Below are 13,247 nucleotides of genomic sequence, written 5' to 3' on the forward strand. Positions count from 1 at the left end.
CTTGCCTCGTGATGCGCCCGGGCGGAACGAGATGATGGGTTGCCTGCGGCGGACTGATCGCCGGCCTGTCGGACGTCATCCGATGCTCGCATCGGCAGGTGGAAAAAGGATCGTCAGCAGCAGCACGGAATCTTCAACGCCCTTGACCGAATGCGCCGCGCCGCCTTCGAGATAGACCCATTGATGCGCGCCAAGCTCGGCCACCGTTTCGCCGAGCCCCAATTGCACGCGGCCCTCCAGGCAATGCAGCGTGATGCTGCCCGGAACTTGATGCTGGGGCATATCCGTCCCCCGCGGGATCACGAGACGAATGGCTTCGAACTGGTCGGTCTTGACGATCGCCGTCGAGTGTTCGGTTTCGGCTGAGATCGGCCGCAAGGAAAGATCGATCACCTCACCAGATGTCGCGTGATGCAGCGCCACTATTCGCATTCCTGAGTTGCAGAGCGATGACCGCAATGTCTGCGCGGATCGCTGCCGATGATCCGGCGAAACAATCCCGCGAGCGTTACAAGCAGGCCCGACGATTGGTGACGAGCGTCGAACGGCGCGGGATCGACCGGTTGACCGCACTCGGGGCAGAACATGGCTCAGGCCTCCTTTTGCAACGCCAACTCCTGGCGACGTTTTCGGATCGGGGCTGCGTCAAGCGCACCGATCTCCTGGGAAGCGAAGATCGCGGCGATATCGCCGCGTTTGGCGAGCAGGTCGGCAAGCGTGTAGCGGTCAAGCACCGACATGAATGCGCCGAGCGCCTCCTTCAGCACGCCCGTCAGGCCGCAGGCCGGGGCGACGATGCAGCTTCCGCAGTCGACCAGGTCGAAGCCATCTTCGGTGTGCCGAACGACAGCGCCGACATTGATCTCCTCGGGCGGCATGCCCAGACGAATGCCGCCGGACCGTCCGCGCACACTTTCGACATGGCCGCTTCTTACGAGCTCGACGACCACTTTCATCAGGTGGTTTTGCGAGATGCGATAGGCCTGCGCCACTTCGCCGATCGAGCAGAGCCGTTCGGGGCGCGCCCCCAGATAGAGCAGCGTCCGCATCGCATAATCGGTGAACAGGGTCAGCTTCATAGGCACTCCGGAACGAGCCGTCAGCTCGTCGTATAATCATGCATTGCTATTGCATGTTTTTGACCGTCGGTATAGATGCATTCGTGAAGCATGATTTGGAGTCGGGGCGATGGTCGCGCTGGACATGGACGATGAAGGGCTAAAAGCGCTGGTCGATGCCTTCTACGCGCGTGTCCGTGCCGATGGCGCGCTCGGCCCGATTTTCAATGACGCCATCGCTGACTGGACCGAGCATCTGGACAAGCTCGCCGCCTTCTGGTCGTCGGTCATGCTTACCAGCGGCCGCTATAAAGGGCAGCCGGTGCCCGCACATATGAAGCACAAAGATCGCATCACGCCGGCGCTGTTCGACCGCTGGCTGGCGCTCTGGGCGCAGACCACCGACGAAATGATGACGCCGCCAGCGGCCGCCGCCTTGCAGGACCGCGCGGCTCGCATCGCGCAGAGCCTGCAACTCGCGCTGTTTTTCCGGCTGGATGACCAGCCGATCCCCGGACCCGCCCGCCGCAACGCCGACGCGACGGACCTTCCTCAACGGAGTGTGCTGCCATGACCGATATCCCTCTCGTGGACCTCAGCGTCCATCACCAGCCCCGGGATCTGCGCGACCGCATCGCGCTCGGGTTCACGAAGGTTCTGCGCTGGAGCGCCGACACCTTCTTCGCCAAGCGCTACGGCCACCGCGCCATCGTGCTCGAAACGGTCGCCGCCGTGCCGGGCATGGTCGGCGCGACCATCAACCATCTCAAATGCCTGCGCCGCATGTGCGACGACAAGGGCTGGATCCGCACCCTCATGGAGGAAGCGGAGAATGAGCGCATGCACCTTATGACCTTCATCGAGGTCGCCAGGCCGACCCTGTTCGAGCGCATGGTGATCCTGGGGGTCCAGTGGGTGTTCTATCTTGCCTTCTTCGCGCTCTACCTGGTCAGCGCCAGAACCGCGCACCGCATCGTCGGCTATTTCGAGGAGGAGGCGGTGATCAGCTACACCCTCTATCTCAAGGAGATCGACGAGGGACGCAGCCCGAACCTGCCGGCGCCGGCCATCGCGCGACATTATTGGAAGCTCGCCGACGACGCGACCCTGCGTGATGTTGTGCTCGTGGTTCGCGCCGACGAGGCCCATCATCGCGACGTCAACCATGGTTTCGCCAGCGAACTCGCCGGCCTTGCTCCGACGGGCAGGTCGGCGCCTTATCCTGCGCATGCCGACGACATCCGGATGGCCGCCTGAGATGGCGGCTCCGGCGCCCTACCGCTCGACGCCGGTGTTCGATCAGGACACGCTGCCGGCGGCGCTCCGCGCCCGTCATGACACCAAGGCGGGCGTCTGGGGCGTGATCCGGGTGATAGAGGGCGAACTCCGGCTTACCTATCTCGATCCTCCCTCCGAGGTCGTACTGACGCCGGACAATCCTGGACTCATCCAGCCACAGCAGCCGCATTTCGTGACGCCGATCGGCAACATGAAAATGCAGGTCGATTTCTACGATCAACCGCCTGCGGGCGTCTGAACCAGCACCACCCATTAGCCAACCAGGAGATTTTCATGTCGCAGCCCTTGAGCGAGCAGACCATCGCGCTCGTCAAAGCCACCGTTCCCGCGCTCGAAGCGCACGGCCTCGACATCGTGCGGGAAATGTATTCGCGCATGTTCCAGAATCCGGAGATCCGTGACCTGTTCAACCAGTCGCATCATGGCGATGCCGGCTCGCAGCCGCGCGCGCTGACCGGTGCGATCCTGGCCTATGCCAACAACATCGAGAATCTGGGCGCCCTTGCCCCAGCGGTCGAGCGTATCGCGCAGAAGCATGTCGGGCTGCAGATCCTGCCCGAACATTATCCCTATGTCGCCGAGGCACTGCTTGGGGCGATCAAGGCCGTGTTGGGCGATGCTGCGACAGAAGAGATCCTGGCCGCCTGGGGTGAGGCATACTGGTTCCTCGCCAATATTCTGATCGCTCGCGAACACCGCATCTATGACGATCAGAAGGAGACGACCGGTGGCTGGAACGGTTGGCGCGATTTCCGGGTCGATGAAGTCGTCACCGAAAGCAGCGTCATCAAGTCCTTCATCCTGCGGCCCGTCGACGGCGATCCGGTCATGGCCCACAAGCCGGGTCAGTATCTGACCTTCTGGATCGAAATCCCCGGCCATTCACCGATCAAGCGCAACTACTCGATCTCGGCCGCGCCCAATGGCGAAAGCTACCGTATCTCGGTCAAGCGCGAACCGCATGGCCTGGTGTCCGGATGGCTGCATGAACAGGCGAGGGCCGGCACGGTGCTCAAGGTTGCGGCGCCCGCCGGTGAGTTCTTCCTGGATGGCAAGCCGGAGCGTCCGGTCGTGCTGCTCTCGGGCGGCGTCGGTTTGACACCGATGGTGGCGATGCTCGAAGCTCTGGTGGCGCAAGGCTGCGAGGCGTCCGTCCATTACATCCACGGCACCCACGATCGCGACACCCATGCGATGCGCAATCACGTCCGTGAGCAGGCCGCAAAAGGAAAAGCTGTTGCGGTTACCGACTTTCATCAGATGCCGCTCGGCGACGAGGTCGAGGGGCGCGATTACGACGTTGCCGGGATCATCACCGACGAATGGCTCGTCGCCAACACCCCGATCGCGCAAGCGGACTATTTCATCTGCGGTCCGCGCCCGTTCCTGCGGCATGCGGTCTCCGCGCTGTCGCTCGCGGGCGTGCCGGCAAGCCGCATCCACTATGAGTTCTTCGGCCCCGCCGACGAACTGCTCGCCGCCTGAGGCTCGCCATGGACGACGTCATCATCGCGCGCGCGATCCATGTCGTGGCCGTCCTGTTCTGGATCGGCGGCGTCGCGTTCGTGACGCTCGTGGTGATGCCGTCGGTGCGAAGCGGCCATCCGCCGAAGGAAAGGCTCTCTGCTTTCCACCGCATCGAAGGCCGCTTTGCACCGCAGGCGCGCATCTGGGTGCTGCTTGCGGGCGCCAGCGGGTTCTGGATGACGTGGCGCGGCCAGATGTGGGGCCGTTTCCTCGATCCCTCCTGCTGGTGGATGCATGCGATGGTCGCCGTGTGGCTCGTCTTCGCGGCCATGCTGTTCCTTATCGAACCCTTTTTCCTCCACCGGCATATGGAGAGGACGGCGCGGCCGGCTCGGGATTTCGCGCGCATGGAGCAAATCCACCGCGTCTTGCTGGCAGCCTCCGTGGTCGCGCTAGCGGGCGCCGTGGGCGGCAGTCACGGCCTTTTCTGACGGCCTGCGCCCTTTGCAGAAGTTCGCAGTGCATCGTTCGCTCAGAAAGAGATACGATCAGCGCGGGATCATCCACCCGCATGCCCGGTCATCGCGGCGCATCGCAAAGATCGACGTGACACGCGAGACGCCGGGCAGCTGCCACAGCCGTCGCGGTGGAACGCGCCATAATCCTCGATGCCGCCGATGCGAACGTGAAGAATATAGTCCATCCGATTATAAGGTCGAAATCACTTTGACCGCCGCGCTGCCCTGAGCAGCGGGGCGAGGAGAGAAATCTCATCGGGCCTCGGCGCGACCTTGATCTTCGCCCTCGCAAAGGAAACGAAGGACTCTGCGGCGGCCGGCGAGATGCAGACGATCTCGCCGCCCCAGTCGGCCGCCTGCTGCATGAGCCATCCGGCGATGTGACGACCCGCGCGCGGCGAATGGACAAGGATAGACCCTATCTCGCCGAGCTGGCCAGCGATCCATTCGAGATCGCGTGGCTCCGCTTCTACGATGTGATAGCTGTGCAGCTGCCGCGCTCTGAAGCCGTCCTCGCAAAGCGCCTCGGTGAGCGCCCCAGCAGAATCCGCGGCGCCGACATGGAGGATGTCCGCGCCGGGCCACATCGTCTCGCGAACGGTGCGGCGCAGATCCTCGACAACACCGCCGGCGGAAAACACGTGGCGGTAACCGCGGGTGCAGGCAAAGCGCGCGCTGCGGTCGCCCACCGTGAAGATCGGAAGACCGGCCAGGCCCGGCAAGAACCGGTGCAGCCTGATGCCGTTCAAGCTTGTGAAAACCAGCGCATCCGGCACGGCATAGGCCACGGGCCTTGCAGCCGGCACGACCCTCAGCACGGGTTCGGTCAAGGCTTCATAACCGGCAGCGCGCAGATGCCGGGCGGTGAGACGGTTGAACGGATCGGTCCGCGTCACCCAGACAGCGAACGTCATGTTTTCGGCATCTGCTCCCGGACGGAGCGCCAATAGCCGTCAACGCAGCGTGCCAGGAACGCAATCGGGACGTCGGGCCCCAGCACGTCCTTTAACAGCGGCACCAGCGCGTCACCGAAGTGGCTGAAGACCTTTCGGCTGGAGATCGCTGCCGCGCCCGCGGTAAAGCCAACGTCGGCATGCGACGCGAGGACGACGTCCAGCAGCAGCCTTGCGGCGACCTTGTTGTCAGGGATCGGACTGCTGGAGGGCGTATCCGAAAGAAACTGGGCCATACGCGCTTCGAAAACGTCTCGTCGTTCGGCGAGCAGGGATAGAAGGTCACGGTCGTCGGGCGATGCGATCATACAAGATTCTCCACGGTGGATCGGCGACGGGGACGCGCCTCCGCGCGAGCGCCCGGTGCCGTTGTTCGACCGGCGGATGATGGATCCGGATCCCGGGAAAGCCTCGGACGTGCGGCGCGGTCAGGCCTGGGCGCCGTCCGAGGCGGGCAGGCGCGTCATCAAGGTGCCGCCATGCAACAGGAATCGAATCGCCAGCATGCCTTTGGTCATGCCCTCAGGGTAACATCCCCTCATTGGGGCAACCACGACTATCGACCGTTCTGCCCCGGCACAGGTCCAGGCTGTGTGACCTTGACGATTGTCAGCCTGCGCTCGTGCCCGTCGCGGTCGGGCCAGAGGATCGAACCGCCTTCGCGCAGCCCGATCAGACCTGCGCCGGTCGGGGTCAGGATCGACAGACGTCCGGCCGCGAAGTCAGCCTCGCCCGGCCAGACGAGTTCGACGATGTGCGGCATCCCGCGCGATTCATCGACGAACTCGACACGCGCATGCATGGTCACGACGTCGCCCGGGATCTTCGCCGCGTTATAGATCGTCGCGCGCGTGATCTCCTCGAGCAGCAGGCCGCTCACCTCGGGGTTGCGGTCCTCCGTCCGCAGGGCGAGGTCCGAGAGAGCATCGGCTTGCGTATCGATCATGTGAACGGGTGGGCGGGCCACGTGCTTCGGACTGGTCATGACAAGGGCTTCCTGTGGAAAGGCACGCCGACCGACAAGGAGGCGACGGCAGATGAGGCGATGGAGTTTGTGCCCCGAGTTCGGGCACGAAGCGCCGGAACCCGGGGCTAAATGCCCGCCATAAGCTGGCCCGCGTGATGACGGTTCCGGACAAGGAGACCGCGCATTTGCATGACGGGCAGAACATGTCCTGCCCGGTGCCTGGCGTCAACGTCGACGTGATAGCAAACGCTTGTATCCCCGCGTGATGCGCTTGCGAGATGTCGCGCGAGACAAATGCGACGCTCCTTGCTACCTGCTAACAGTGGCTTCACACTTTTCCTGGAAGCGGCCCGAACTCGCGATTGATTTCGGGACCGCCAATCTGCGCGTCATCGGCCGCGACGAGGGTATCATCCTCGACGAACCGTCGCTGTGCTGCTTTGCGCATATCGATACGGCACCCAGCCTCCATGCCGCAGGCATAGCGGCGCAGGCGATGGTCGATCGGACGCCAGGCAAGCTCCAGATCAGGCGGCCGCTGGCGCGCGGCGTGCTTCAGGACATCGATGCCGCGACGCATTTGCTGCGCTACGCCGTTCGCAAGGCGCGTGGTCGCAAGCATTTTCGCGCACCCCATGCCATGATCGGCGTGCCCGCCGATGCCACACAGGCGGAACGCGGAGCCCTGATGACGGCGGCACACGATGCCGGTCTCGGTTCGGTACGGCTCGTCGCCGAACCCTTCGCTGCCGCGCTCGGGGCCAGTCTTCCGATCGACGCCCCGACCGGTACAATGATCGTCGAGTGCGGTGCCGGTACGACCGAAGTCGCGGTGCTGTCGCTCGGCGGCATCTGCGTGACACGTTCGGTGCGTGTCGGCGGCGCAACGCTCGACAAGGCGATCGCCGACCATCTACATTTCAAGCACAAATTCCTGGCCGGCGAGCTGACCTCGGAACAGCTCAAGCTGGGCTACGCCGAAAATCGTCGCAACGATGCGGCGAAAGACGAGACGATCGAAGTCAAAGGGCGCAGCCTCGCGACCGGACTGCCGGCTGCCTTGGCACTGCCGCTCACTGAACTCGATCGGGTCGCCGAGAAGCACTTTCAGCAGATCATTGATGCCGTTCGCGAGGTGCTGGGCGGAACACCTCCCGAACTCAGCCAGGATATCCATGAGCGCGGCATCATTCTTACGGGCGGGAGCGCGGCAACTCCGCTGCTCGGCGCCATGATCGGGTCGGAAACAGGACTTGCCGTCGCAGTCGCGGACGAGCCGGCGCGCTGCGTAGCGCGGGGGCTACATCAAATGCTGTTCGACTAGGTGTGTTGCGGCAGCAGCCTGCCTGAAAGGGCGATCTTCGTCCTTTGGACCCCGCGTTCAAACTGGTAGATTTGGTTGGCGTCATGGCCTGCTTGCGTGCCCACCGGGTAGCAATCCATGCGCTATTTCAATGGCCCCCAAGATCATTTTGAGCGAACCGCGGCTCACGACGCGCGCATAACGGCTCAATCACTTCAGACCGCTCGGAAGGGAAGGGAGAGGGAAGGAAGCGGAGGCAGCGGGCTGACGATTTTCAAAGGCGCTACTCCCTCGACCGCAGCATGGAAGTCGGCAGCCGATGCGATCGGACATCGCGATGCCTAATCTGCTGGCATTTTCCGATCTGAAGGCGAAGGACATTCCTTTCACCCGCCAGCATGTGGCACGCTTGATCAAACAGGGGCGCTTTCCCGTGCCGATCAAACTGGGCGTGGGCACAAACCGCTGGATAGCGTCCGAGATCGATGATTGGTTGGACCAGCGAAAGGCCGCCCGGGATGAGGCTCTGGCGTCGAGGCCAGGAATCCCATAGCCAATTTTCACGATAGCGGACCGCACGTCCGCCAGTTCCGAGTGGTGTGCAGACACGTCCTTCATTCGGAGCGCCGCCTGCGAATCAGCTTCCGCGAACAGCATAAGACTCGTTCCCAGGCTGGGGCTGAATGCCTCAAGCCGCCACTTGCATGACGGTTTTTGTGGTTGGTGGACGCGAACAAGGCGTCACTCACAGGAACATTCTTAAACCTCTGGGAGCCTAGCATCACGTTAAATCTGCTGCACACTTTGCTGCACACTTTTGGAATTCAAGCGCGACGCTTGCCGAATGCTAAGTTCAAGTCATTGATTTTATCGGAGTTTTTGGTGGACGCACTTGGGCTCGAACCAAGGACCCGCTGATTAAGAGTCAGCTGCTCTACCAACTGAGCTATGCGTCCACACTCTCTTTCGGATCCCTCGGAAGGGCATGCTCCGTCGTGAGGTCGGCCGGTTAGCAACGATCCCAGCGGCTTGCAAACATAAAATGACGCGGTGCCGAAAATATTCCGGCCTGCGCTTCTAGGACCAGTTGCCTTCCGGTGTTCGCCGCCGGTTGGAACGATCGACGCTCATGACGATGCCGACGCAGAGCATCACGGTCAGCATCGACGAACCGCCATAGGACATGAAGGGCAGGGGAATGCCCACCACCGGCGCCAGCCCCATGACCATCATCAGATTGATCGCGACATAGAAGAAAATGGTGGTGGTGAGGCCCGCCGCGACGAGGCGGGCGAATTTGTCCTGCGCGCGCAACGACACGCGGATGCCCCAGCGGAACAACAGCATGAAGCCGCAGATCAGCAGGATGCCGCCGACCAGTCCCCATTCCTCCGCCATGGTGGCGAACACGAAATCGGTGTGGCCTTCGGGCAGATAATCCAGATGGCTCTGCGTTCCTTTCAGGAAGCCCTTGCCGAACATGCCGCCCGATCCGATGGCGATCTTCGATTGGCTGATGTGATAGCCCGCGCCCAGCGGATCGCTTTCCGGGTCGAGGAAGATGAGCACCCGTTTCTGCTGATAGTCATGCAGGAAGCTGAAGGCGATCGGGATGACCGCCGCCAGCGTCAACGCCGACCCGATGAACAGCCGCAGCGGCAATCCCGCGAGGAACATGACGGTGATGCCGCCCGCCGCGATCATCGTCGCGGTGCCCAGATCGGGCTGGATCAGGACCAGCGCCCACGGCACCCCGATCAGCACCAGCGCGGGCCAGATCGCGTTCCATCGGCGAATTTCCCCGACCGAAAGCAGGGCATAAAATCGCGCCACGGCCAGCACGATGACCGGCTTCATGAACTCCGAAGGCTGAAGCTGCATGAAGCCGAGATTGATCCATCGCTGGCTTCCCCCAGCCACGCCGCCGACCAGTTCGACCACGATCAGGGCGATCAGCACGGCCGCATAGGCGGGGAAGGCGAAATGGGCGAAGGTTTCCACCCTGATCCGGCTGAGGACCAGCGCCATCACCGAGAAGATGACGAAGCGTATGATCTGGTTGATCGCCCATGGCGTCATGCTGCCGCCCGCCGCGCTGTAGAGGACGACGGTGCCGAAAGCAGCGATCGCCAGCAGCAGCACCAGCACGCGCCATGGAAATTCGGCGAGAGGCTTGGGGACGATGCTCATGGCGCGCCTGTCGGGCTCGATGCGGGAGGCGGCGCGTCGCCATCTTCTTCCGCCGGCGTGGCCGCGGGCGCGGCGGCGTTTGCGGCCTGCGTCGCATTGCCGGCGGCAGAGGCGGGGACTTCGCCCTTCTCGATGGCCTTGGAAAGGCGGAAGGCGGCGGTTTGCCGCGCCAGCCGCTCGGCGGGCGTTCCGCCCCAGCCCTTTTCCAGCGTTTCCAGCTTCTCCATCGCTTTCTTCGGGTCGAAAAGATAGGACAGGGTGTCGGCGCAGATCATCGGCGCGTCCTCGATCCGGTTGACGTGGCCGCCATGCTCGATGATGCAGCCCACCGCATAGCGCGGATTGTCGAACGGCACAAAGCCCTGGAACAGCGCATGGTCGCGCAGCTTGAAGGGCAGGGAGGCATTGCCGCGGACCCCGCCCGCGCGCTCGGCCATGGTGATGCGGCGGACCTGCGCCGTGCCCGTCTTGCCCGCCAGCAGCACGCCGGGAATGTTGATCCGCGCCGCGCCGCCGGTTCCGCCGCCGTTCACCACCGCGCTCATCGCGTCGCGGATGACGACGAGATGGTCTTCCGAAGCGCCGACCGATTCCGGCGCGGGCCGCTCCGCGTCAAGGATGAAATTGGGCATCAACTGCCGCCCGGTCGCCAGCCGCGCCGCCATGACGGCCATCTGCAACGGATTGATGAGCATATAGCCTTGGCCGATCGTGGCGTTGACGGTGTCGTACACCTGCCAGGACTGGCCGTATTTTTTCAGCTTCCATGCCGGATCGGGCACCGTGCCATAGCTTTGGCTGGGGAAGGGCAGGTCGAATTTCTGCCCCATGCCCACGCGCCGGGCCATGCTGGCGATGCGGTCCATGCCGATGCGCTGGGCCATCTGGTAGAAATAGATGTCGCAGCTCTGGGCGATGGCCGTGCGCATGTTCACCGCGCCATGGCCACGCCTTTTGTGACAGTGGAACAGCGTGTTGCCAACCCTGATCGCGCCCGCGCAGCCCACCGTCTCGGACGGATGCACGCCCGCTTCCAGCAGCGCGAGCGCCACCATGGGTTTGACTGTGGAGCCTGGCGGATACAGCCCTTGCAGCGTCTTGTTGCGCAGGGGGACATGGTCGTCCTTCGACAGCATGTCCCATTCCAGATGGCTGATGCCGTCCGAAAAGCTGTTGGGATCGAAACTGGGCATGGACGCCATGGCCAGCACATCGCCGTTGCGGCAATCCAGGATGACCACCGATCCGCTCTGCGTGGCGAGGCGGCGGCCCGCATATTCCTGCAATCCCGCGTCGATGGTGAGGCGGATGGTGTTGCCGGGTATGTCCGGGCGCGTGGTCAGTTCGCGCACGATCTTGCCGCGCGCGGTGACTTCGACCCGTTTGGCGCCGGGCTTTCCGGTCAGTTCCTTGTCGAACGCCCGTTCCAGCCCGTCCTTGCCGATCTTGAAGCCGGGGGTGATGAGCAGCGGGTTCTTGCGTTCCTCATATTCCTTTGCGGACGCCGCGCCGACATAGCCCAGCAGATGCCCCACCGATGCGCCCGCCGGATAATAGCGGGAAAAGCCCTGGCTCGGCGCGACGCCGGGCAGGTCGGGCAGGCGCACGCTGACCGCCGCATATTGATCGTAGCTCAGCTTGTCGGCGACCTGCACCGGGCGGAAGCCGGGGGATTTCTCCAGCTCCTCCTTGATCCGCTCGATCTCCTCCGCTTCCAGCGCCAGCAGCTCGGCCAGGTTGCGTATGGTGGCGTCGGCATCCTTGACGCGCTCGGGGATCAGGTCGACGCGGAAATCGGTGCGGTTATTGGCCAGCGGCCTGCCGTTACGGTCGATGATCCACCCGCGCCGCGGCGGAATGAGCGTCAGGTTGACGCGGTTGCTTTCGGAAAGAAGGTTGTATTTCTCGTTCTGCGCCACGCTGATCCACGCCATGCGCCCGGCGAGCATCAGGCCGAAGGCGCCTTGCAGCCCGCCCACCACCATCGCCCGTCGCGTGAAGGTGAAGGTCTGGGTGGCTTCGGTGACGATCTTGCGCTTGGACCGGATGAATTTCATGCCATCACGCGCCAGCGGTCGATCCGCGCGCATTGCCGCACGACGAAGGGAAAGAGCAGGATCGTCCAGAGCATCTGCGGCGCCACCAATATCAGCTTGATTTGCCCTCCGCCGGTGATGTGGGCAAAGAACATGCCCCCGGCCAGGCAGAAGATAATCGCGACCGCCGCGATAAGCCAGTCCTGCCGATAGCCGCGCCACACCATTCGATGCTCGATGGCGTCGATGCCGATCAGCATCACCGTCCACAGGCACATGGCCGATCCGATGGGCTGTCCGCTCAGCATGTCGTCGAACAGGCCCAGCGGCAGGCCGATCCATGCCCGCCACAGTTCGGGCCGCATCAGCCGCCATGCGAGCAGGACCAGCAGGCCGAAGGGCGGCATGGACGGAAATTGCGCGATCACCGGCAGGGCGGTGATCATCGACCCCAGCAGGACGGTGATGACCGGCGTGCCGTTCAGGCGAAAGCGGGAGGGGTAGCGGCCCAGCCGGGTGGCATGGTGCAGATGCCGGTCGATCATGGAGCCGCCGCATTGTCGGCGGCGGGCGCTTCGGGCTGGGCCGCCCCGTCCGCTTCGGACCGGGTCACCACCTGTTCGAAGGCGCGTTCCACGATCACGGCGTCGACGCGCGAGGGGTTGGCGAGCGGGACGCCATAGGCGATCTCGCCCTGCACGCGCACGACCACCGCGACGGGAATGTTGGGCTGGTAGATGCCGCCGATGCCCGACGTGACCAGCAGGTCGCCCGGCTTGAACGGATTGCGCCCGGCGGAAAGAGCGCGGATTTCCAGCGTCCCGTCGCCCAGCCCCGTGGAGATCGCCGGGATATTGTCGTTGGCGCGCCGCACCGGCACGATATTGCTGCCGTCCGCCAGCAGCAGCACCTCGGCCGTGTTGGGCGTGGTGGTGAAGACGCGGCCGATCAGTCCTTCGGGCGCGCGCACCGGCATGCCCGGCTTCACCCCCTGCCAGCTTCCCGCGTTCAGCCGGGCGAAGCGCCGCGCGCTGCTGGAAGAGGAGCTGATGAGCCGGGCCGCCAGCACCTCGCTCTGGTCCTCGTCCACCAGTTTCAACAGTTTCTTGAGGCGCGCATTTTCCTGGGCGATGGCCTTGGCTTCGATGATGCGGTTGCGGTCCGCTTCCACCTGCCGTCGCAGCGCGACATTCTGCGTGCCCGCGCGCCAATAGGCGGCCAGCACCTCGTCGACGGAAGCCACGCCGCTCACCATATGGCGAAGCCCGGTGGAGACCGGGCGCGTCAATTCGGCCGTGCCGGTGCGGATGGCGGCAAAGCCGGTGGGATCGAATATGGCGACAACCACCAGCAGCAGGCCGACGACCGCGCCGGTCACCGCCACGACATAGCTGGCGAACAGGCTATATTGCGCCTTCCGGTTATGGCCGGGGCGTCGGCTGGTTGGCCGCGCCAT

At 64.0% G+C, this 13,247-nt stretch carries 16 protein-coding genes and 1 tRNA gene; 7 read left to right on the plus strand and 10 right to left on the minus strand.

Features of this window, described 5'->3' with window-relative positions:
* Window positions 1-75: 75 nt before the first annotated feature.
* Window positions 76-459 (minus strand): cupin domain-containing protein, encoded by a 384-nt coding sequence (locus SCLO_RS01300; RefSeq protein WP_231923303.1) that lies wholly within the window; start codon window positions 457-459, stop codon window positions 76-78.
* Between the two features lie 131 nt (window positions 460-590).
* Entirely contained in the window at window positions 591-1,079 is a 489-nt protein-coding gene (locus tag SCLO_RS01305) for an Rrf2 family transcriptional regulator (RefSeq protein WP_066516560.1), read from the minus strand.
* 109 nt (window positions 1,080-1,188) lie between these two features.
* Here SCLO_RS01305 and SCLO_RS01310 point away from each other — a divergent pair, with 109 nt between their 5' ends.
* Genes SCLO_RS01310 through SCLO_RS01330 form a run of 5 tightly spaced genes read left to right on the plus strand, consistent with a single transcriptional unit; the run spans window position 1,189 to window position 4,315 of the window.
* The gene (locus SCLO_RS01310; protein ID WP_066516563.1) at window positions 1,189-1,632 is read left to right on the plus strand and encodes a group III truncated hemoglobin; all 444 of its coding nucleotides are present in this window, start codon (window positions 1,189-1,191) and stop codon (window positions 1,630-1,632) included.
* Complete coding sequence (locus SCLO_RS01315; RefSeq protein WP_066516564.1) at window positions 1,629-2,315, plus strand: alternative oxidase; 687 nt, start codon at window positions 1,629-1,631, stop codon at window positions 2,313-2,315. Before SCLO_RS01310 ends, SCLO_RS01315 begins: the two co-directional genes overlap by 4 nt.
* A 1-nt stretch (window position 2,316) precedes the next feature.
* A complete protein-coding gene (locus SCLO_RS01320) occupies window positions 2,317-2,595 on the plus strand; it encodes a DUF1971 domain-containing protein (RefSeq protein WP_066516566.1) in 279 nt (92 codons plus the stop codon).
* Between the two features lie 35 nt (window positions 2,596-2,630).
* Entirely contained in the window at window positions 2,631-3,842 is a 1,212-nt protein-coding gene (gene hmpA / locus SCLO_RS01325; protein ID WP_066516568.1) for an NO-inducible flavohemoprotein, read from the plus strand.
* Window positions 3,843-3,850: 8 nt separating this feature from the next.
* Window positions 3,851-4,315 carry a hypothetical protein gene (locus SCLO_RS01330; RefSeq protein WP_066516571.1) on the plus strand — a complete coding sequence of 155 codons (465 nt, stop codon included), beginning with the start codon at window positions 3,851-3,853 and terminating at the stop codon, window positions 4,313-4,315.
* Between the two features lie 230 nt (window positions 4,316-4,545).
* On the opposite strand, the gene SCLO_RS01335 is transcribed toward SCLO_RS01330, so the two are convergent.
* From SCLO_RS01335 to rnk, 3 genes are all read right to left on the minus strand, one after another.
* Window positions 4,546-5,256 (minus strand): uroporphyrinogen-III synthase, encoded by a 711-nt coding sequence (locus tag SCLO_RS01335; protein ID WP_066516573.1) that lies wholly within the window; start codon window positions 5,254-5,256, stop codon window positions 4,546-4,548.
* Complete coding sequence (locus SCLO_RS01340) at window positions 5,253-5,603, minus strand: hypothetical protein (protein WP_066516576.1); 351 nt, start codon at window positions 5,601-5,603, stop codon at window positions 5,253-5,255. Before SCLO_RS01340 ends, SCLO_RS01335 begins: the two co-directional genes overlap by 4 nt.
* 248 nt (window positions 5,604-5,851) lie before the next feature.
* Window positions 5,852-6,280 carry a nucleoside diphosphate kinase regulator gene (rnk, locus tag SCLO_RS01345; RefSeq protein WP_066516577.1) on the minus strand — a complete coding sequence of 143 codons (429 nt, stop codon included), beginning with the start codon at window positions 6,278-6,280 and terminating at the stop codon, window positions 5,852-5,854.
* A 232-nt stretch (window positions 6,281-6,512) separates the two neighbouring features.
* Between rnk and mreB the strand changes: the two genes are divergently transcribed.
* Together mreB and SCLO_RS01355 are read left to right on the plus strand one after the other, a co-directional pair.
* On the plus strand, window positions 6,513-7,586 hold the full coding sequence (mreB, locus tag SCLO_RS01350) for a rod shape-determining protein (protein WP_231923304.1): 1,074 nt from the start codon (window positions 6,513-6,515) through the stop codon (window positions 7,584-7,586).
* 298 nt (window positions 7,587-7,884) lie between these two features.
* On the plus strand, window positions 7,885-8,118 hold the full coding sequence (locus SCLO_RS01355; protein ID WP_231923305.1) for a helix-turn-helix transcriptional regulator: 234 nt from the start codon (window positions 7,885-7,887) through the stop codon (window positions 8,116-8,118).
* Window positions 8,119-8,445: 327 nt separating this feature from the next.
* Here the strand turns inward: SCLO_RS01355 and SCLO_RS01360 are convergent.
* From SCLO_RS01360 to mreC, 5 genes are all read right to left on the minus strand, one after another.
* Window positions 8,446-8,521: transfer RNA gene (locus SCLO_RS01360), tRNA-Lys, on the minus strand.
* Between the two features lie 121 nt (window positions 8,522-8,642).
* Entirely contained in the window at window positions 8,643-9,755 is a 1,113-nt protein-coding gene (gene rodA / locus SCLO_RS01365; protein ID WP_066516580.1) for a rod shape-determining protein RodA, read from the minus strand.
* Window positions 9,752-11,812 carry a penicillin-binding protein 2 gene (gene mrdA, locus SCLO_RS01370; RefSeq protein WP_066516581.1) on the minus strand — a complete coding sequence of 687 codons (2,061 nt, stop codon included), beginning with the start codon at window positions 11,810-11,812 and terminating at the stop codon, window positions 9,752-9,754. The genes rodA and mrdA overlap by 4 nt, the downstream gene beginning before the upstream one ends.
* A complete protein-coding gene (gene mreD / locus SCLO_RS01375; protein WP_096362075.1) occupies window positions 11,809-12,336 on the minus strand; it encodes a rod shape-determining protein MreD in 528 nt (175 codons plus the stop codon). The genes mrdA and mreD overlap by 4 nt, the downstream gene beginning before the upstream one ends.
* Entirely contained in the window at window positions 12,333-13,247 is a 915-nt protein-coding gene (gene mreC, locus SCLO_RS01380) for a rod shape-determining protein MreC (RefSeq protein ID WP_066519066.1), read from the minus strand. Before mreC ends, mreD begins: the two co-directional genes overlap by 4 nt.

The sequence above is a fragment of the Sphingobium cloacae genome (assembly GCF_002355855.1).
GTDB lineage: Bacteria > Pseudomonadota > Alphaproteobacteria > Sphingomonadales > Sphingomonadaceae > Sphingobium > Sphingobium cloacae.

What these genes read in the sequence shown, in the direction of transcription:
- SCLO_RS01305 (WP_066516560.1), bottom strand. Translation starts at nt 1,079, where the DNA reads ATGAAGCTGACCCTGTTCACCGATTATGCGATGCGGACGCTGCTCTAT.
- SCLO_RS01310 (WP_066516563.1), top strand. Translation starts at nt 1,189, where the DNA reads ATGGTCGCGCTGGACATGGACGATGAAGGGCTAAAAGCGCTGGTCGAT.
- SCLO_RS01315 (WP_066516564.1), top strand. Translation starts at nt 1,629, where the DNA reads ATGACCGATATCCCTCTCGTGGACCTCAGCGTCCATCACCAGCCCCGG.
- SCLO_RS01320 (WP_066516566.1), top strand. Translation starts at nt 2,317, where the DNA reads ATGGCGGCTCCGGCGCCCTACCGCTCGACGCCGGTGTTCGATCAGGAC.
- hmpA (WP_066516568.1), top strand. Translation starts at nt 2,631, where the DNA reads ATGTCGCAGCCCTTGAGCGAGCAGACCATCGCGCTCGTCAAAGCCACC.
- SCLO_RS01330 (WP_066516571.1), top strand. Translation starts at nt 3,851, where the DNA reads ATGGACGACGTCATCATCGCGCGCGCGATCCATGTCGTGGCCGTCCTG.
- SCLO_RS01335 (WP_066516573.1), bottom strand. Translation starts at nt 5,256, where the DNA reads ATGACGTTCGCTGTCTGGGTGACGCGGACCGATCCGTTCAACCGTCTC.
- SCLO_RS01340 (WP_066516576.1), bottom strand. Translation starts at nt 5,603, where the DNA reads ATGATCGCATCGCCCGACGACCGTGACCTTCTATCCCTGCTCGCCGAA.
- rnk (WP_066516577.1), bottom strand. Translation starts at nt 6,280, where the DNA reads ATGACCAGTCCGAAGCACGTGGCCCGCCCACCCGTTCACATGATCGAT.
- SCLO_RS01355 (WP_231923305.1), top strand. Translation starts at nt 7,885, where the DNA reads ATGCGATCGGACATCGCGATGCCTAATCTGCTGGCATTTTCCGATCTG.
- rodA (WP_066516580.1), bottom strand. Translation starts at nt 9,755, where the DNA reads ATGAGCATCGTCCCCAAGCCTCTCGCCGAATTTCCATGGCGCGTGCTG.
- mrdA (WP_066516581.1), bottom strand. Translation starts at nt 11,812, where the DNA reads ATGAAATTCATCCGGTCCAAGCGCAAGATCGTCACCGAAGCCACCCAG.
- mreD (WP_096362075.1), bottom strand. Translation starts at nt 12,336, where the DNA reads ATGATCGACCGGCATCTGCACCATGCCACCCGGCTGGGCCGCTACCCC.
- mreC (WP_066519066.1), bottom strand. Translation starts at nt 13,247, where the DNA reads ATGGCGCGGCCAACCAGCCGACGCCCCGGCCATAACCGGAAGGCGCAA.